The organism is Klebsiella sp. M5al (assembly GCF_002090195.1).
Classification (GTDB): domain Bacteria; phylum Pseudomonadota; class Gammaproteobacteria; order Enterobacterales; family Enterobacteriaceae; genus Klebsiella; species Klebsiella grimontii.
Map to the genome: position 1 here is coordinate 3,482,628 of NZ_CP020657.1, position 17,047 is coordinate 3,499,674.

Annotated in this window: 14 protein-coding genes and 2 pseudogenes; 1 reads left to right on the forward strand and 15 read right to left on the reverse strand. The window is 61.8% G+C overall.

Annotated elements, in window-relative coordinates; all coding sequences use genetic code 11:
- Window positions 1-18: 18 nt before the first annotated feature.
- The 8 genes and pseudogenes from BWI76_RS16795 to BWI76_RS16830 form a co-directional block, all read right to left on the reverse strand.
- Window positions 19-741 (reverse strand): amino acid ABC transporter ATP-binding protein, encoded by a 723-nt coding sequence (locus tag BWI76_RS16795; RefSeq protein ID WP_024357923.1) that lies wholly within the window; start codon window positions 739-741, stop codon window positions 19-21.
- Window positions 728-1,492 (reverse strand): amino acid ABC transporter permease, encoded by a 765-nt coding sequence (locus tag BWI76_RS16800; protein WP_004113535.1) that lies wholly within the window; start codon window positions 1,490-1,492, stop codon window positions 728-730. The genes BWI76_RS16795 and BWI76_RS16800 overlap by 14 nt, the downstream gene beginning before the upstream one ends.
- A 65-nt stretch (window positions 1,493-1,557) precedes the next feature.
- Entirely contained in the window at window positions 1,558-2,325 is a 768-nt protein-coding gene (locus tag BWI76_RS16805) for a basic amino acid ABC transporter substrate-binding protein (protein ID WP_004139585.1), read from the reverse strand.
- 95 nt (window positions 2,326-2,420) lie between these two features.
- The gene (locus BWI76_RS16810) at window positions 2,421-3,320 is read right to left on the reverse strand and encodes a MurR/RpiR family transcriptional regulator (protein WP_004139584.1); all 900 of its coding nucleotides are present in this window, start codon (window positions 3,318-3,320) and stop codon (window positions 2,421-2,423) included.
- Window positions 3,317-4,290 (reverse strand): annotated as a pseudogene (locus BWI76_RS16815) (ABC transporter substrate-binding protein); the annotation flags it as partial. The gene BWI76_RS16810 and the pseudogene BWI76_RS16815, both read right to left, overlap by 4 nt.
- Window positions 4,281-5,333: a FecCD family ABC transporter permease gene (locus BWI76_RS16820; RefSeq protein WP_064371812.1), complete on the reverse strand. Its 1,053-nt coding sequence runs from the start codon at window positions 5,331-5,333 to the stop codon at window positions 4,281-4,283. The pseudogene BWI76_RS16815 and the gene BWI76_RS16820, both read right to left, overlap by 10 nt.
- Window positions 5,330-6,355 carry a FecCD family ABC transporter permease gene (locus tag BWI76_RS16825; RefSeq protein WP_024357920.1) on the reverse strand — a complete coding sequence of 342 codons (1,026 nt, stop codon included), beginning with the start codon at window positions 6,353-6,355 and terminating at the stop codon, window positions 5,330-5,332. The genes BWI76_RS16820 and BWI76_RS16825 overlap by 4 nt, the downstream gene beginning before the upstream one ends.
- The gene (locus BWI76_RS16830; protein WP_049088721.1) at window positions 6,352-7,173 is read right to left on the reverse strand and encodes an ABC transporter ATP-binding protein; all 822 of its coding nucleotides are present in this window, start codon (window positions 7,171-7,173) and stop codon (window positions 6,352-6,354) included. The genes BWI76_RS16825 and BWI76_RS16830 overlap by 4 nt, the downstream gene beginning before the upstream one ends.
- Window positions 7,174-7,729: 556 nt before the next feature.
- Here BWI76_RS16830 and BWI76_RS16835 point away from each other — a divergent pair.
- Window positions 7,730-9,751, forward strand: a complete 2,022-nt coding sequence (locus BWI76_RS16835; RefSeq protein WP_102136239.1) for a TonB-dependent siderophore receptor — start codon at window positions 7,730-7,732, stop codon at window positions 9,749-9,751.
- A 195-nt stretch (window positions 9,752-9,946) separates the two neighbouring features.
- Here the strand turns inward: BWI76_RS16835 and BWI76_RS16840 are convergent, their stop codons facing one another.
- The 7 genes and pseudogenes from BWI76_RS16840 to BWI76_RS16870 all read right to left on the reverse strand — a co-directional run bounded on the left by BWI76_RS16840 (window position 9,947) and on the right by BWI76_RS16870 (window position 16,991).
- Window positions 9,947-10,735 carry an ABC transporter ATP-binding protein gene (locus tag BWI76_RS16840; RefSeq protein WP_004139963.1) on the reverse strand — a complete coding sequence of 263 codons (789 nt, stop codon included), beginning with the start codon at window positions 10,733-10,735 and terminating at the stop codon, window positions 9,947-9,949.
- Window positions 10,729-11,724 (reverse strand): ABC transporter permease, encoded by a 996-nt coding sequence (locus BWI76_RS16845; RefSeq protein ID WP_004139961.1) that lies wholly within the window; start codon window positions 11,722-11,724, stop codon window positions 10,729-10,731. The genes BWI76_RS16840 and BWI76_RS16845 overlap by 7 nt, the downstream gene beginning before the upstream one ends.
- The gene (locus BWI76_RS16850) at window positions 11,705-12,742 is read right to left on the reverse strand and encodes an ABC transporter substrate-binding protein (RefSeq protein WP_004139957.1); all 1,038 of its coding nucleotides are present in this window, start codon (window positions 12,740-12,742) and stop codon (window positions 11,705-11,707) included. Before BWI76_RS16850 ends, BWI76_RS16845 begins: the two co-directional genes overlap by 20 nt.
- Window positions 12,739-13,713 (reverse strand): ABC transporter substrate-binding protein, encoded by a 975-nt coding sequence (locus BWI76_RS16855; protein WP_004139953.1) that lies wholly within the window; start codon window positions 13,711-13,713, stop codon window positions 12,739-12,741. Before BWI76_RS16855 ends, BWI76_RS16850 begins: the two co-directional genes overlap by 4 nt.
- Before the next feature lie 11 nt (window positions 13,714-13,724).
- On the reverse strand, window positions 13,725-14,813 hold the full coding sequence (locus tag BWI76_RS16860; protein ID WP_064371840.1) for an acyl-CoA dehydrogenase family protein: 1,089 nt from the start codon (window positions 14,811-14,813) through the stop codon (window positions 13,725-13,727).
- Window positions 14,814-14,847: 34 nt separating this feature from the next.
- A pseudogene (locus BWI76_RS16865) lies at window positions 14,848-15,952 on the reverse strand (LLM class flavin-dependent oxidoreductase).
- A 145-nt stretch (window positions 15,953-16,097) separates the two neighbouring features.
- Window positions 16,098-16,991 carry a LysR family transcriptional regulator gene (locus tag BWI76_RS16870; protein ID WP_004139949.1) on the reverse strand — a complete coding sequence of 298 codons (894 nt, stop codon included), beginning with the start codon at window positions 16,989-16,991 and terminating at the stop codon, window positions 16,098-16,100.
- Window positions 16,992-17,047 lie beyond the last annotated feature (56 nt).

Here is a 17,047-nt window from a genome sequence, read left to right on the forward strand (position 1 = left end):
CGCCGGGGTCGTTATCGATTACAGCACTTTACTTAAAAACGCGGCGGTGCGCGGGTTAGTCGGCGCGCTAAAGATCTGCGCCGGTTTGCCCTCTTCCTGAATGATGCCCTGGTCGATAAAGATAACCCGGTCGGCCACTTCGCGGGCAAAGCCCATTTCGTGGGTCACGATAACCATGGTCATCCCTTCGCTGGCGAGGTTTTTCATCACCTCCAGCACGTCGCCCACCAGCTCAGGATCGAGCGCCGAGGTGGGCTCATCGAACAGCATAATCGACGGCTTCATCGCCAGCGCACGGGCGATGGCCACCCGCTGCTGCTGCCCGCCGGAGAGGCTGGAGGGCCAGGCGTCGCGCTTGTCGCTCAGCCCGACCTTCGCCAGCAGCTCTTCCGCCAGACGCACTGCCTCCGCGCGCGCCATGCCGCGCAGGTTCATCGGGGCCATAATCAGGTTTTCCAGCACCGTTTTGTGCGGGAACAGATTAAAACGCTGAAACACCATGCCGACGCTTTCCCGCATCTTATTCAGATCGGTCGCGCGATCGTGGGCGGCAAAGCCGTTCACCTCCACCTCGCCTTCGCTGACGGTTTCCAGCGCGTTCATGCAGCGCAGGAAGGTGCTTTTCCCGGAGCCGGACGGGCCGATAATACAGACCACTTCCTGCGGTTTGATATCGCAGCTGATGCCGCGCAGAACGTGGCTATCGCCGAAGCGCTTGTGCAGATTGTTAATGTGAATCACTTTTGCCAAACCTCTTTTCCAGACGGTTAACCAGCTGCGCCAGCAGGAAAGTAATGACCCAGTAAACCAGGGAGATGGTCAGGTAGGGTTCCCAGTAGGTGGCGTAGGCGCCGGAAACGGTGCGCGCGGCGTAGGCCAGGTCCGCCAGACCGATGGCCGACGCCAGCGAGGAGTCCTTGACGATGGCGATGGCGTTGTTGCCCAGCGGCGGCAGAATGCGGCGAAACGCCTGCGGCAAAATCACCTGACGCATGGTTTTCCACCACGGCATTCCCAGCGCCCGGGAGGCTTCCATCTGCCCCTTATCGATCGACTGGATCCCGGCGCGGAATATTTCGGAGACGTAGGCCCCGGCGTTCAGCGTAATCGCCACGATACAGGAGAGAAACGCGCCATAGTTCGAGCGCAGCTCGCGGGCGAAATCGGCGCTCATCATGCCGCTGGTCACCAGCAGACCGTCGCGCGGGTTGATAAACAGCGGCACCAGCGCGAAGTGCACCACCATAATTTGCACGAACAGCGGCGTGCCGCGAAACGCGCTGACGTAAAAACGCACCGGAAACTGCACCAGATAACGCAGAACGTATTTCCATACCCCGTGCTCAGCTTTCGCCATCCGCCCCAGCCCGAGAGTCAGCCCCCACAGGGTGCCAAGGATCACGCAGATAATGGTACATTTAATGGTCATCAGGGCACCGTCCATAAACAGCGGACCGTACTCCTCAATGATCTCCCAACGGAATCCCGTCATAACCCTTCCCTAAAAAATACGGCTATCGCCAGAGTCGATAGCCGTGATGAAAACAAATATGCGAATTATTGCGCTGGCAGCGTCGGGACGTTGTCGTCGAACCAGGTTTTATAGATTTTGGCGTAGGTGCCGTCAGCGATGATTTTCTGTAAACCGGCGTTGATTTTCGCCTGCAGCTCGCTGTTGCCTTTCGCCACCGCGATACCGAAATACTGGCGCTCAAATTTGGCATCCGGCACCAGCTTGAACTGCTTCTCCGGGTGCTGCTTGATGTAGTATTTCACCACGCCGACGTCGCCAACCGCCGCGCTGACGCCGTCTTCAAACAGCTCCTGCAGCATCAGCGGGGTATTATCAAAACGCTTGATCGAGGTGCTGTTCTTGCCCAGCACGTCGGAGACCACGATATCGCCGGTGCTGGAGTTCACCACCCCGACTTTCTCACTTTTCAGCGCCTCAAGGGAGGTGACTTTTGAATCCGCCGGCACGACAATGGACTGCTCGGCCGGGAAATAAGGGGCGGAGAAATCCACCATCTGCTTACGCTTATCGGTGATGGTGATCCCGGAGATAATAATGTCGCGATCGCCGGTGCTCAGGGTGGCGAAGATCCCTTCCCACGGCGTATTGACCAGTTTGATATCAAAGCCTTCCGCTTTGGCGATCGCTTTAATGATATCGATATCAAAACCTTCCAGCTGTTTCTGGCTGTTCTCAAACTCAAACGGGCGATAGGTTCCGCCGGAGCCCACCACGTATGTTTGCTGAGCCGCGTGGGCGGTGCCGATCATCGCCGCGACCAGGCAGCATGCTTTCATCCAGTTCTTAACCATGACAACTCCGTTTTATGCATTAATTTTGCATAAAAATACACAGAGTCAGCATGGCATGCAACCGGAAACCTTGCCGAGAGTAAATTATCTGCCGTTTAGCTTCGTTTACCGCCGGATTTCCCGATGGCCCGATGCAATTCATTGATCCGCTTCATCGATTTCACCGTCTTCTGCGGCGCGGTGGAGGCCACCGACAGCACGATCATCTCCAGGCATACCAGCACCGTCCCGTGCAGCGGCACCCGCCCGTTATCGCCGCCGCGCGGCACCTCAATCACCACCTGCGCCTGCTGGCTAAAGCGGGAGTCCAGCGCCTGGGTCAGCAAGATCGTCGGGATCCCCAGGCGCCGGGCCTCGCGCAGGGTAGTCATCCCCTCCCGGTGCGGCGACTTTTGCCCCATCATAATCAGCACATCGCCGCGCTGCAGGCCGATCAACTGCTCGGCGAGGCTAAAGCCGGTGCGGTTCATCACGTACGAAGGCAGGCCGATGCGGCTCAGTAGCCTGGCGGTATATTCCGCCAGTATGCCCGAGGCGCCGATCCCGAAAATGCCCACCTGGCGCGCGCCGGTCAGCAGCGCCACCGCCTGAGCCACCGCCGCGCGGTTGTCAGGTCGCGACAGCACTTCGCAGGCCCGCTGATGCCCCTCAAGGACAAAATCAATGCTCGAATGGACATCGCTGGAGAGCGCGCTCACCGTTGAAATCATCTTTTCCGACGAGGTCGCCGATGGGCCAAACCAGCGTTCCATGGTCTGCTTCAGTTCCCGCAGTCCGGCGAAGCCGAGCGCCTGGATGGCGCGTACCACCGTGGCGTCCGAGGTGTTGGTCGCGCTCGCGATTTCCATGGCCGTGCGCTCCAGCACCGCTTCCCGGTTATCGTTGATATAGCTCGCCACCGCCAGCAGACGCGGCGAAAGCTGATGCGCGCGGGCGCGAAAACGTTCGCCGAACAGGTCAACCCGCCCCTTCTCTCTCTTAACCGCCATTTTCATTTCAGCCCCTCGGGTAGAGGACGCCCGGCGATGTGCGACTGCACCTGGGCGACCATCAGCGACAGCGCGGCGTAGGAGTTAGAGATAACCTCCTCGCGCGGCAGCAGAATATAGCGCCCGGTACGGCAGGCGCGCATAAAGTCGCACCAGCCAGGCATCACGCCCTCCATCGCCCGCAGCTCATCCTGCGGCTTACCGCCGGTATCGGAGCGCCAGGTGGCAAACACAAAATCGGCATCCAGCTCCGGTAGCTGCTCGGCGCTGACGTCAATGCGCTGGCCCTCGGGGATGTTGTCAATCAGCGGCGGGAAGCGGAATCCGGCATCGCGCAGCACGCGGCCCAGCGCATGATAGGAGTGATGCACGGTCACCTTGCCGTTGTTGGCCTGAATCACCGAGACAACGATGTTTTGCGTATCCACCATCGCCTTTAGCTGGGCTATCTGCGCCTGATAGCGGCGTTCGAGGATTAAGAGCCGCGGCTGGGTACCGGTGAGCTGCGCCAGCTTGCGGTAGATGCGCGGCGCGCTGCCCTGCAAATGGTCGATGCTGACCGTTGGCGCAATCTTCTCCAGCTGCTCCACCGAGACGTGGCGGCTCGGCTCGGTGATAATCAGGTCCGGTTTCGCGGCGGCCACCGCTTCGAGGTCGATATCCGCCGTGCCGATAAACTGAATCGCGCTGTTATCGAAATCAATCCCGGTCAGCTGTGCGCTGGAGCGTAAAAAGTGGCTGCCGTCCGGACGCGTCCTCCCGTGGCTGGCGACCGGCGGGACGCCAAGCTCAATCAGGGGAATGGTGATATCCAGATCGTGCATCGACACAATGCGCTGCGGGTGCAGCGGAACGGTCACCGCGCGACCTAAGTCGTCGGTGAAGATTTGCGTATCGGCGGCCGAGGCGACGCCCGCCAGCAGCACCAGCAGAGAAACGAACCAACGCATAGCGATCCTTTTTGATTTACAGGGCGTCACGGCGACGCCAGAGCAGAACGATAAAAAACGGACAGCCGACCAAAGCAATCACGATCCCCGCAGGGATCTGCAGCGGCGCGAACGCCAGCCGGCCAATGGTATCGGTGGCTAACACCAGCAGCGCGCCGATCAACGCGCTGCCGCAGAGCAGCGCCACCTGGCCGCCGCGCAGCAGAAAACGCGCCATATGCGGCGCCATCAGGCCAACGAAGCCAAGGCTACCGACGCAGGAGACGCTGGCGGAGGTGAGCAGCACCGGCGCGAAAAAGCGCAGCAGGGTGAGCTGCTGCAGACGTACCCCGAGGCCGATGGCCGTGCGGTCGCCGAGCAGCGCCGCATCGGCGGCCCTGGCGGTCAAAAAAAGGATCATCGCCCCGGGTAGCGCCCAGCAGAAAGCGACGGCCAACAGCGGCCAGGTCGCCGCGTGCAGGCTGCCCGCCAGCCAGATCATCGCCGTCTGTACATCGCGCACGTCGGCGGTGGTCATAAAAATGCCGACCGCCGCCGCCAGCGTCCAGGAGACGCCGATGCCGATGAGAATAAAGCGCGGGCGCGAACAGTCGCGGGCCAGCGCCAGAACCAGCAGCGCCACCAGCACGCCGCCGAGCATCCCCGCCAGCGGCCGCCAGATGACGCCCACTGCCGGAAAGAACAGCACCAGCGCCAGAACCACAATGCTGGCCCCCTCCTTCACCCCGATAAGCCCGGGGTCCGCCAGACCGTTGCGGGTAATGCTCTGCATCGCCGCGCCGGCGAGGCCGAGCATCGCCCCGCACAGCAGCGCCATCAACAGCCTCGGCAGGCGGATATCAAACAGGATAAAACGCGGCTGTTCGGCGACGTTTTCCGCGCCCAGCAGCGCGCGAAACAGGGTACCGGAAGGCATCGGGAAACTGCCGCGGGTCAGGCCAAACAGCGCCAGCAGCAGGATAACGAGCAGCATGCCGGCAGCGATTTTTAACGCCGCGGGCCGCAGCAAAAAATGCCGGCCACCGCAGGCAAGCGGCCGAAAACCGGCGCGACGGGCGGCGCTTTTCATTTAAAAAACCTCGCGGCGATAAAAATAAATACCGGCGCCCCCACCAGCGCGGTCATCGCGCCGGTTGCCAGCTCCTGGGGCGCGACCAGGGTACGCGCGGCGATATCCGCCAGCAGCAGCACCAGGGCGCCAACCGGGGCGGCCAGCGGCAGCGCCAGGCGAATATCTTCGCTAATCAGCCGACGCACCGCGTGGGGGACCACCAGCCCGACAAAGCCGATCGGCCCGGCCACCGCCACCGCGGAGCCGCACAATAGCGCAATGGCGGCCAGCCCCAGCAGGCGGGTCTGAACAATCTTCACCCCCAGCCCCAGCGCGACCTTATCGCCCAGCGCCAGCACGTTCAGACGCGGCGCGATGGCCAGCGCGACCGTCACTCCCGCCAGCGCCGGGAGCAGCGCCGCGCGCAGCGTTTGCCAGTTCAGTCCGGCAAGATCGCCCGCCAGCCAGGTACGCATCGCCAGTAGCGTTTGTTCATCGAGGATCAGAATCGCCGCCGTGACCGCCGAGGCAAACGCCGACAGCGCTACCCCACAGAGGGTAATGCGTAGCGGCGTCACGCCACCGCGCCCGGATGACGACAGCAGCATCACGCCGCCAAACAGCAGCGCCGCGCCGCAGGCGGCGGTGAGCGGTCTGGCTAACGCCACGCCGCCGAGGCTGATTCCGAGCGCCGACGTCGCCACCACCGCCAGCGAAGCGCCAGCGTTAAGGCCGAGAATATGCGGCTCGCCCAGCGGATTGCGGATCACGGTTTGCAGCAGCAGCCCCGCCACGCCGAGCGCCGCGCCGGTGAGCAGCGCCGCCGCGAGACGTACCAGGCGTAAATCAACGATAATGCGGTGGTCAAAGTTGCGCGGATCGTAGTGAAACAGCGCCTGAAGCACCGTTTGCGGCGCAATCCAGCGCGCGCCGAGCCCGAGATGTACCAGCGAGCCGCCCAGCAGCAGTAAACTCAGCAGTACCAGCGCCAGCCGGGGCCGGGATTGTCGGCGCGGCAGCAGTAGCGCGGAGGCGCTCATAACGCCTTCTCCTCACGGGCGCGGAACGGCATAAAAAAGGGCTTGCCGGTCTGCGGGTTGAGCGACATCTGCACGTCCACGTCAAAAACAGTTTTGATCAGTTCCGGCGTACAGATCTCCTGTTCATTAATCACCCCGGCGATCTGCCCTTTTTTAAGAAACACCAGCAGGTCGGCGTAGTTCACCGCGAAGTTCAGATCGTGCAGGACGGTGACCACCGTGCGGCCGTGATCGCGGGTTAAGGTTTGCAGCAGTTCGAGAATGTCGACCTGATAGCGCAGATCGAGCCAGGTAGTGGGTTCATCCAGCAGAATTGTCGCCGTTTGCTGAGCGAGGGCCATCGCGATCCAGCAGCGCTGACGCTGGCCGCCGGAGAGGCTATCAACCGCTAGATGGGCAAATTCGGCGGTGCCGGTGAGCATTAGCGCCTCTTCGACCGCCCGTTCATCGGCCTCGGACCATTGACGCATCAGACCCTGCCAGGGGTAGCGCCCGCGGGAAACCAGTTCAAACACCGTCAACCCTTCCGGCGTTAGCGGCGATTGCGGCAGAATCCCCAGCCGCCGGGAGACCTCACGGGTCGGCATCTGATGAATCACCTCGCCGTCCAGACGTACGCAGCCGCCCAGCGGCTTGAGCATCCGGGCGATGGTCGACAGCAGCGTCGATTTCCCCGAGCCGTTGGCGCCGGCCAGTACCGTCATTTTCCCGTGGGGGATGGTCAGATGAATATTATCGACAATTAGCGTCTGGCCATATCCGGCCGACAGGGAATCGAGGACGATCCCCTGCTCTGCAGGCAACACCCGCTGTGGCATAACTCGCTCCCGCGCCGCAACGGCGTGGCGCCAGGCCCGCTCGTTCCGCACTCAAACAAAAATAAATCTCATTCTCTTTTGATCATGCGGCGGATGAATGTAGTAGTCAATACCCCGCGACCGCATCGATAACGGCGGTCTACTACCGACAACCGCACCTCCAGAAAATGAATTAATAACCAATAAAAACAATAAATTAATTTATATCCACTCTACTTATTCAGCGCTGATTGCGTGATTATTTACGCCAGCACTTTTTTATCTTACATAACGTTTACTACTACATTCCTTCGTGATTGAATGATTCTCAATTACATATCTGCACGCCTTCTGGCGTTAATAACAGATAGCTTTCTTTTTCAGGGCAATGATTTTATTGGCTTTACCTCTGCGCAAAGGCGAGGTTCGTTCACGAGACACAAAAATGATTCCATTAAATGTCCCTTTTTCGGCATTAAAAGGGCGTGCGCTTTTTTCACTGATTTTTTTTACCTCACCGGGATTAGTGGCCGCGGAAAATAGCACCACTCAGACAAAAAAAACGACTGACGAAACGATGACGGTCGTCGCCGACGGTTCACGACAGAGCGCTACCAACGGTTATCAGCCGGTCAATACCTCGACCGCCACGCTGACCACCATGCCGATGCTGGATATTCCGCAGGTGGTCAACACCGTCAGCGAGCAGGTGCTCGAGGATCAGCATGCGACGAACCTCGACGAAGCGCTGTATAACGTCGCCAACGTGGTACAAACCAATACCCTCGGCGGAACCCAGGACGCCTTTAGCCGCCGCGGCTTCGGCGCCAACCGCGACGGCTCGATCATGACCAACGGCCTGCGCACCGTGCTGCCGCGCAGCTTTACCGCTGCCACCGAACGCGTTGAAGTGCTCAAAGGCCCGGCCTCAACGCTGTACGGCATTCTCGACCCCGGCGGATTAATCAACGTCGTCACCAAACGCCCGGAGCGCAGCTTCGGCGGCTCCGTCTCCGCCACCTCCACCAGCTTTGGCGGCGGTAGCGGGCAGTTCGACGTCACCGGCCCCATCGACGGGACGCCGCTGGCGTATCGGGTGATTGGCGAATATCAGCATGAAGATTACTGGCGTAATTTCGGCAAACAGAAGACCAGCTTTATCAACCCTTCCCTGACCTGGTTCGGCGAGCGGGCAACGGTGAACGTCTCCTATTCGCACCGTAACTACAGTACCCCATTCGATCGCGGCACCATCTTCGATCTGAACACCGGTCATGCGGTGAATGTCGATCGCAAAACGCGTTTTGATGAACCGTTTAATATTACCGACGGTTATTCCGACCTCGCGCAGCTGAATGCCGAATACCGGCTCAGCGACGCCTGGACCGCCCGCTTCGACTACAGCTACAGCCAGGATCATTACAACGACGATCAGGCCCGGGTAATGGCCTACGATTCGGCGACCGGCAACCTGACCCGCCGCGTCGACGCCACCCACGGTTCAACCCAGAAAATGCACGCTACGCGGGCGGATTTACAGGGTAACGTGGTCATTGGCGGCTTCTACAACGAGATCCTCACCGGCCTGGCTTATGAGAACTACGATCTGCTGCGTACCGATATGATCCGCTGTAAGAACGTCAAGGGATTTAATATCTATAACCCGGTCTACGGTACGCTCGACAAATGCTCCAGCGTTTCGGCATCCGATAGCGATCAGCGTACTCAGCAGGAGAGCTATGCGGGCTACGTCCAGGACGCGCTCTATCTTAGCGATAAGTGGATCGCCATTGCCGGGGTGCGCTATCAGTATTACACCCAGTACGCCGGGAAAGGCCGCCCGTTTAACGTCAATACCGACAGCAGCGACCAGAAATGGACGCCGAAAGCGGGCCTGGTGTATAAGCTGACGCCGTCCGTCTCGCTGTTTGGTAACGTGGCGCAGTCGTTTATGCCGCAGTCCTCCATCGCCAGCTATATCGGCAATCTGCCGCCGGAAGAGTCAACCTCTTACGAGCTGGGCGCGAAGTTCGAGCTCTTCAACGGCGTTACCGCCAATATCGCGCTGTTTGATATTGATAAGCGCAACGTCCTCTATACCGAATCGGTGGGCGATGAAACCGTAGCGAAAACCGCCGGTAAGGTGCGCTCCCGCGGCGTCGAAGTGGACGTGGCCGGATCGTTGACCGATAACCTGAGCGTCATCGCCAGCTACGGCTATACCGATGCGAAAGTCACCGACGATCCGGATTACAAGGGCAAACCGCTGCCGAACGTGCCGAAACACACCGGCTCTGTGTTCCTGAGCTACGACATTCATAACGTCTACGACAGCAATACCCTGACGGTGGGCGGCGGCGGTCGCGCGGTAAGCAAACGTTCCGGTACCAACGGCGCGGATTATTATCTGCAGGGCTATGCGGTGGCGGATGTATTTGCGGCCTATAAGATGAAGCTGCAATATCCGGTGACGCTACAGGTTAACGTGAAGAATCTGTTTGATAAGACCTATTACACCTCCTCCATCGGCACCAACAACCTCGGTAACCAGATCGGCGACCCGCGGGAAGTGCAGTTTACGCTGAAGATGGATTTTTAAGCCTTATCCCTGTCCCGGATCGCGGCGCGCTGCGCCTTATCCGGGCTACAGCCCCCTCACTCCTTGTCATCCGGGCAAGAATCAGCGCGCTCCCTGTAGCCCGGGCAAGGCGCGGCCCTACCGCGCCGCCCCCGGGAATATCCCGGCGCTCCGTCAAACGCAGGCCGTCCAGCAGCCCCCGGTTAGCGCGTTGCTTTACCAATCCTCTTCCTGTCCCAGAATGCGCAAAATATCCTGCCGATGCTGCACCAGCAGCGGATTGTCGCGATGGCGGGGAAACGCCAGCGGAAGCGCAAATTCGGCGATAATCCGCCCCGGACGCGGCGACATGACCAGCACCCGCTCGCAGAGCAGCAGCGCCTCTTCAATATCGTGGGTGACCAGCAGGCTGGTATAGCCCTGCTGCTGCCACAGGGCGATCAGCTCCCGCTGCATGCTGATGCGGGTAAGCGAATCCAGCTTGCCCAGCGGCTCATCGAGCAGCAGCAGGCGCGGTTCGTTCAGCAGCGCGCGCGCCAGCGCCGCACGCTGCGCCATGCCGCCGGAGAGCTGGCGCGGCCACGCCTCGCTAAACCCCTGCAGCCCGATGCGTGAAATCAGCGCGTCGGCCTTGGGCTCAAGCCCCTTTTTCCCCTGGGCCTGCGGCCCCAGCAGCACGTTTTGCCGCACCGTCAGCCACGGATAAAGGGTCGGATCCTGAAACACCAGTATCCGTTCGGGCCCCGGTCCGCCCATCGCCGCCTCATCAATCTGAATTTGCCCGGACTGCTGCGGCTCCAGTCCCGCCAGCAGCCGCAGCAGAGTGGATTTACCGCATCCCGAGGGGCCGAGCAGCGCGACGCTCTCTCCGGGCCGCAGCTGCAGGCTAATATTCTCCAGCACCGGCACCATCTGTTTGCCAAGGCTAAAAGCATGATGCAGGTGGCTTATCGACACCGCCGCTCCGGCCGATGCCGCCTGAGGTCTTGCGTTCGCGGTTACCATTGCATGCCTCCCCGCTGCCAGCTCAGCAGCCGGTCGCGGACCATAAACAGTCCGCTAATCAGGCCGGAGCAGAGCAGCGCCATCACCAGCAGCGCCGCGTACATATTGGGGTAGGCGGCCCAGCCCTGCGCCCACTGCAGATAAAAGCCAATACCCGATTTCACCCCGACCATTTCGGCGACGATCAGCACCGAAAACGATGCGCCCAGCCCCATAAACAGGCCGACAAAGACGTTCGGCAGCGCGGCGGGGATCGCCACGCGCAGGATCAGGAAGCGCTGGCTGGCGCCCAGGGTCCGCGCGACGTCATACCATGCCTTATCGATGCCGATCACTCCGGACCAGGTCAGCACGGTCACCGGGAACCAGGTGCTGAGCGCGATCAGGAACACGCTGGCGCCGAAGCTGGAAGGGAAAATAAACAGGCACAGCGGCAGCAGCGCGGTGGACGGCACCGGCCCCAGCAGACGCAACACCGGATGCACCCAGTAGCCGATCCGCTGGGACCAGCCGATCGCCAGCCCGCTGATAAAGCCGCAGCTGGTGCCCAGAAGCACCCCGAGCCCGAGCAGCCCCAGCGAATGCAGAAGGCTATCGAGCAGGCGCGGCCAGTCATCGTACAGTACCTCAATCAGCGCCTGCGGCGGTGCGAAAAACGGCACCGGCAGAAAGGCCGTCTTTGCCGTCAGCCCCTCCCACAGCGCAAAGAGTACCGGCAGCAGCGCCAGCCACTTTCCGGCATGCTGCAGGCGAGCCCCGCGCTGCCGCCAGTAGCGGTAGCTCAGCGCCAGCAGCAAGAGCCCGCCGCCGAGGGTGAACTGCGCCAGCGCCCACCCTTCGCTAAACGGCCAGCGCCGCCCGGCATCGGGCCAGGCCAGCGTAAACAGGCCCCCCAGCAGCCATAGCGCGGCGGCAAGCAGGCCTTCCGTCCACAGCGGCCTGCCGCTTGTCGTACGCGCTAGCGCCCGTTCAGGCGAAAACGTTGACATAAATGCTCTCCGCAAACTGATGGGGATCGGTGCCCGGCTTAATGACCTGCACCCGCTGAAGATCCACGGCGTACTGGGTCAGCTCTTTGACAAACGCCTCGCCCACCGCGTGATGGCCGTGCCCCTGGCCGTGGAGAATGCCGCTGACCTCCGCCTCATTGGTATTCAGCGCATGGGCGAGGAAAGATTGCGCCACGCTTTCCGGGTGCGCGGCGGCATAGCTGTGCGCCTCAAGAATCGCCTGAGTGAGCGCGGCGGCGGCCGGTTTATGATCGCGGGCCAGGCTACCGCTGACGCCCAGTACGCAGCAGCTCAGGTTGGCGTAATCGCCGGTCATATTGCTGGCGATAAGCTGATACTTGCCGGTTGCCAGCAGGCGATAGCTAAAGGGCTCGCTGCCGCTGATGGCGGCGATTTCGCGTTTATCCAGCGCCACGCTGAGCAGATCCGCCGGATAGACTTTCCACTGCACATCGCTTATCGGGTCGATGCCGTGGCGCTTGAGCAAGATGGCGAAGAAGTTTTTATCTGGCCCGGCCATATCGGTGACGCCGATGGTTTGCCCTTTCAGGCTCTCCAGGCCGCCGAACGGCGAGTTTTTCGCCGTCAGCAGATTCAGGCAGCCGCCGTGGGTTCCGGCGGTGAGCTTCACGTCGAAGCCCTGCTCCAGCGCCTTCAGCCAGCGCAGCGCCATCCCGACGCCGGCGTCGGCCTTGCCGGTGGCAATCGCCTCCAGCAGCACGTCCGTCGAGTTGCCGAAGTTAACGAACTCCACGTCGAGATTGTATTTACTGAAGATCTTCTGCTGCTCGGCGACGGCAACCGGCGCCAGGCACACCGCGCTTTTGTTGATCGCCAGCTTGATTTTATACGGCTGCGCCAGGCGCAGCGCCGGGTGTTCATCCCCGCTCGCCATGGCCGCCATATCGTGAGCCCAAAGCGGCAGGGATGCTCCCGCCAGCGCGAGACCGCCGGTCAAGCGTAAGAAACGACGTCGGGAAAAAGCGGCTTTCATCATGGCGCCACCTCCGCATGGGCCTGGGCGGCGGGCACGCTAAAGCCGTTATCAAAGGTCGGCGTCACGTCCAGCTTTGCGCGGATGAGTCCGTTGGCGAGGTAAAAATTCGCCGTCGACTGCTGCTGAGCGACCGTCTGCGCGTCCAGAGGCTGCCACTGCGACTGGCGATTGGCAAACTGCGCGCGGGCGATATCCGCCGGGAAACGAATAATCTCCCCCAGCGTTTTACCGTAGCTATCAAGGTTGGCGTAGGCCCAGCGCTCGGCGCCGGCCAGGCGGGTAAGGTAATCCTGCAGCGCCGCGCGTTTTTGCGGGTCTTTCAGGGCATCATCGGTTGCCGCCAGGAAGGTGTTGCCCGGCAGTAGCCCTTTACCGCTGACCAGAATCTTTCCTTCCGCGGTCTTCACCAGCTGCGTGGTATAGGGCTCCCAGGTCGCCCAGGCGTCCACCGAACCGTTGAGCAGCGCCACTTTGGCGTCCACCGGGCCGAGAAACACCCACTGCACCTCTTTCGGCGAAATTCCCGCCTGCTCCAGCGCTTTCAGCGCCACAAAGTGGCCAATCGATCCTTTACCGGTAGCGATGCGTTTGCCTTTTAAATCCGCGGCGCTCTTCAATGCGCTGTCGGGCGAGACCAGCACCGCGGTGCCGGCCGGGTTGCTTTTATCGACGGCGATGGCTTTGACCGGCGCGCCGTTAGCCAGCGCGAACAGTAGCGGCGCATCGCCGATAATCCCCGCATCCACCGCCCCGGCGTTAAGCGCTTCCGCCAGCGGCGCGGCGGCCGGAAACTCGGCCCATTTAATCTCGTAGGGGAGCTCCCGCAGGGCGTTGGCGGCCTCCAGCTGCGAGCGCATGCCGCCCTTTTGATCGGCGATTCGCAGGGTGATTCGCTCCTGGGCCGCCGTATAGCCGCTCAGCACCAGCAGCATCAGCGCCCCGGCTACACGGGTAAAATGAAGTTTGCGCATATGAATTATCCTTATTTTTGAAAAGCGTATTTGCCTGCCGCCAGCCACGCGCTGTCGTTCTGCGGGGTATGTACCCGCCCGCACAGGACGTTGCGATAGTGGCGTTCCAGAGGATTTTGCCGGCTCAGGCCATGGTTGCCGGTCAGCTCCAGCGCCAGGTTTACCGCCTGAATGGCGTTGTCGGTAATCGTCACTTTCGCCAGATTGGCCTCAATGGCGGAAAAGCCCAGCTGCGCGGCCTTTTCCAGCAGGCTGCGGTTGACCAGCAGCCATCCGTCCATCTGACCAACTTTTTCCTGCACCCGCGGCAGGCTGGAAAGCGGTTGCCCAAGGCTGCCCGGAATACGCGTACCCAGCCACGTCACCAGCCAGTCGCGGGCCGCGCGCGCCACGCTGTCGTAGATCGCCGCCAGCAGCGCCGTATGGCGATTGGCAAACAGACGAAACTGCTCGGCGTCCGGCGCGGGAGGCGCATCGGCCGCCCACACGTCCACCGCGTACTCATCGGCCACCCGCACATTGTTGAGCACCACTTCGTGGCTGCCGGTTGCCCGCATTCCAGCGTGATCCCAGCTTTTCACCACGCTGACGCCCTCGCTGTCGGCTGGAACCAGCCAGGTGCCGACCAGTGGACGAGCGTCGTCGCTGCGTCCCCAGACGGCCAGCCAGCTCAGCCCCTCAATGCCGGTGGTATAGATTTTGTGACCGTTAATTTGCCAGCCCCCGGTGCGGCGGGTCGCCACGGTTTGCGGCAGGCCGCCGCGCGCCGGTGAGCCGAGCTCCGGCTCCACCCGCAGGCTGTTGATCAGCCCGCCCCGCTCGACGGCATCGTGAAAAACCCGCTGACGCAGCGGCTCGGCCCAGCCAGCGTTTTCCGCCAGCCGCAGATGATGCAGATACTGCATGCAAACAATGAGCGCGGTCGCCGGTTCGCCCCAGGCGATGGCGGCGACCGCCTGCTGAAGTTCGGCTAAACCGGCCCCCGCTCCGCCGTACTGCTGCGGCACGGCGAGGCTCAAAAAGCCGCGCTGGCGCAGATGCGCGATATTGTGGCGGGGAAAGTCGCCGCAGGCGTCAAGGCTGGCCGCCTGCTTCGCCATCAGCTGGCGGATCTCCGTCAGCCGCCGCGTCCAGTCATCGGTGGCTTGCCCGGTCACGATGCGCGCTCCGCGACGGCGCGCAGGGCGGCTTTTTCGCGGGTTATCGGCAGCAGGGCCTTACCGTACTCCTGAGCATCGTTGAGCGGATCGAACCCACGGATCAGGAAGTTGCGCACGCCGAGGTCGTAGTAGTCGAGCAGCGCGTCGGCGACCTGTTCCGGGGTGCCCACCAGCGCGGTGGAGTTATGGCCGCCGCCCACCAGCTGCGCGATCCCGGTCCACAGGCGTTTATCCACCACCTTGCCCTGCGCCGCCGTGGCCCGCAGACGCTGCGCCCCGACGCTGTCGGGCTTGGCTTTGAAACCGCCCCCGCTCTGCGCCGCCCGCTCGGTGGCGACGTGCAGGATATGCTCGGCTTTCTCCCAGGCCTCGGCTTCGCTGGCGGCGATAATCGGCCGGAACGAGACGCTAAAGCCGATTTCACGCTGATGTTTCGCCGCCTCGGCCCGCACGCGCTGGATGGTTTCCGCGGTTTGCGCCAGCGACTCCCCCCACAGGGCGAAAACGTTGGCATGTTTACCGGCCACGGCGATGGCCGCTTCCGAGGAACCGCCGAAGTAGAGGGGAATATGCGGCTTTTGCAGCGGGCGAATCGCCGACCACGCCTGTTCAGCCTGATAAAAATCGTTGGCGATATCCACCGGCTGTTCGGCGGTCCACACCTTGCGGACGGTCTCAAGGAAGGCATCGGTTCGCGCGTAGCGCTGGTCGTGATCGAGATAATCGCCGTCGCGGCGCTGCTCGGCGTCATTGCCGCCGCTGATGATATGTACCGCCAGGCGGCCGCCCAGCAGATGTTCAAGGGTGGCGAACTTACGCGCGGCGAGGGTCGGCGAGACAAAACCGGGACGATGAGCCAGCAGGAAGCCGATATGTTGCGTCGACAGCCCCGCCAGCGCGGTCACCAGAAAGCCGTCGGGTTGATCGGACCAGTGGCCCACCAGCAGGCGGTCAAACCCGGCAGCCTCGTGGGTTTGCGCGAAACGCACGATGTAATCACGGTCAAAAATCGGGCCGACCGGGGCGATGGTTTCCGACGACAGGCGGTGGCCGATCATGCCGAGAAACTGAATGCTCATGCAGAACTCCTTGTAGCAGGATAATGAGTGGACCGCCGCGGCGGCGCGTTTTCATTACCCTATACACGGGCCCTTAATGAACAAAATGCATTTTTGTCATATCTTAATATGCGAGATAAGCATTAATAAAAATTGTATTTAGGTTTCAGTCAGATACGTTTAGCTGCTGAACGACTTTGCCGGCGAAAAAAGTCAGCGGCTGGCTCAGATTAGCCAGATTCTGCGCGTGAACCAACCACAGATGCACCGCGGGCTGGAAGTCAGCGAGGGTCAGCACGGCGACGTCATCGCGCCACGGGCTGGCGGCCAGCGCGGCGCGCGGCACCAGGCCAAGCCCCAGCCCCTGCGCCACGAGGCTGATTTGCAGCTGGGCGCCCGCGGTCTCGACATTCAGCGCTAAGCGCAGCCCCTGGGACTGCAGCTCGCGGATCAGCCCCGCCCGCAGGCCGCAGCCGTCGGGATTGAGCACCCAGCCTTTTTCCGCGCAGTCGCGCAGCGCCCCGGCGTGCAGGCGCCAGCTTTTTGCCGCTATCACCACGATATCCAGCGGGCACAGCAGCCGTCCGCCGTAGCCTTCGGCAAAGCGTTGCTGCTCAGGCCCCATCGCCAGCACCCCGTCCAGCTCGACGCTCTCGAGGCGCTTTTGCAGCAGACCGCTCCAGCCGCAGGTTACCTGAGGTTGGAGGGCGGGAAACTGCTGGCGCAGCGCGGTCAGCGCCGGCTGCAGGGCTATTTCCGCCACGCTCTGCGGCACGCCGAGACGCAGAATACCGTGCGGCTCCGCTTCGGGGTCGAGCAGGCCGTACAGCTTTTTGGTCTCCCGCTTGATGCTCAAACACTGCTCGTAAACCCGGTGCCCGGCGGCGGTCAGGGTGAGCGGCCGGGTCTGACGCTCCAGCAGCGTCACGTCGAGGGTGTGTTCCAGACGCTGCAGACGACGGGTAATCGCCGATTGGGTAATACCAAGATATTCCGCGGCCTGGTTAAGCGAGGAAAACTGCACGGTGGCCAGCAGTGCGTCGATGTCGTCAATGCGCATAGCGTCCTTAATGTGATTTTTGCATATTAATATATGCGGAAATTGCATTTTAATTA

Excerpts from the sequence above, each read along its gene's own strand:
- BWI76_RS16800 (WP_004113535.1), bottom strand. The coding sequence starts at position 1,492 with ATGACGGGATTCCGTTGGGAGATCATTGAGGAGTACGGTCCGCTGTTT.
- BWI76_RS16805 (WP_004139585.1), bottom strand. The coding sequence starts at position 2,325 with ATGGTTAAGAACTGGATGAAAGCATGCTGCCTGGTCGCGGCGATGATC.
- BWI76_RS16810 (WP_004139584.1), bottom strand. The coding sequence starts at position 3,320 with ATGAAAATGGCGGTTAAGAGAGAGAAGGGGCGGGTTGACCTGTTCGGC.
- BWI76_RS16820 (WP_064371812.1), bottom strand. The coding sequence starts at position 5,333 with ATGAAAAGCGCCGCCCGTCGCGCCGGTTTTCGGCCGCTTGCCTGCGGT.
- BWI76_RS16825 (WP_024357920.1), bottom strand. The coding sequence starts at position 6,355 with ATGAGCGCCTCCGCGCTACTGCTGCCGCGCCGACAATCCCGGCCCCGG.
- BWI76_RS16830 (WP_049088721.1), bottom strand. The coding sequence starts at position 7,173 with ATGCCACAGCGGGTGTTGCCTGCAGAGCAGGGGATCGTCCTCGATTCC.
- BWI76_RS16835 (WP_102136239.1), top strand. The coding sequence starts at position 7,730 with ATGACGGTCGTCGCCGACGGTTCACGACAGAGCGCTACCAACGGTTAT.
- BWI76_RS16840 (WP_004139963.1), bottom strand. The coding sequence starts at position 10,735 with ATGGTAACCGCGAACGCAAGACCTCAGGCGGCATCGGCCGGAGCGGCG.
- BWI76_RS16845 (WP_004139961.1), bottom strand. The coding sequence starts at position 11,724 with ATGTCAACGTTTTCGCCTGAACGGGCGCTAGCGCGTACGACAAGCGGC.
- BWI76_RS16850 (WP_004139957.1), bottom strand. The coding sequence starts at position 12,742 with ATGATGAAAGCCGCTTTTTCCCGACGTCGTTTCTTACGCTTGACCGGC.
- BWI76_RS16855 (WP_004139953.1), bottom strand. The coding sequence starts at position 13,713 with ATGCGCAAACTTCATTTTACCCGTGTAGCCGGGGCGCTGATGCTGCTG.
- BWI76_RS16860 (WP_064371840.1), bottom strand. The coding sequence starts at position 14,813 with ATGGCGAAGCAGGCGGCCAGCCTTGACGCCTGCGGCGACTTTCCCCGC.
- BWI76_RS16870 (WP_004139949.1), bottom strand. The coding sequence starts at position 16,991 with ATGCGCATTGACGACATCGACGCACTGCTGGCCACCGTGCAGTTTTCC.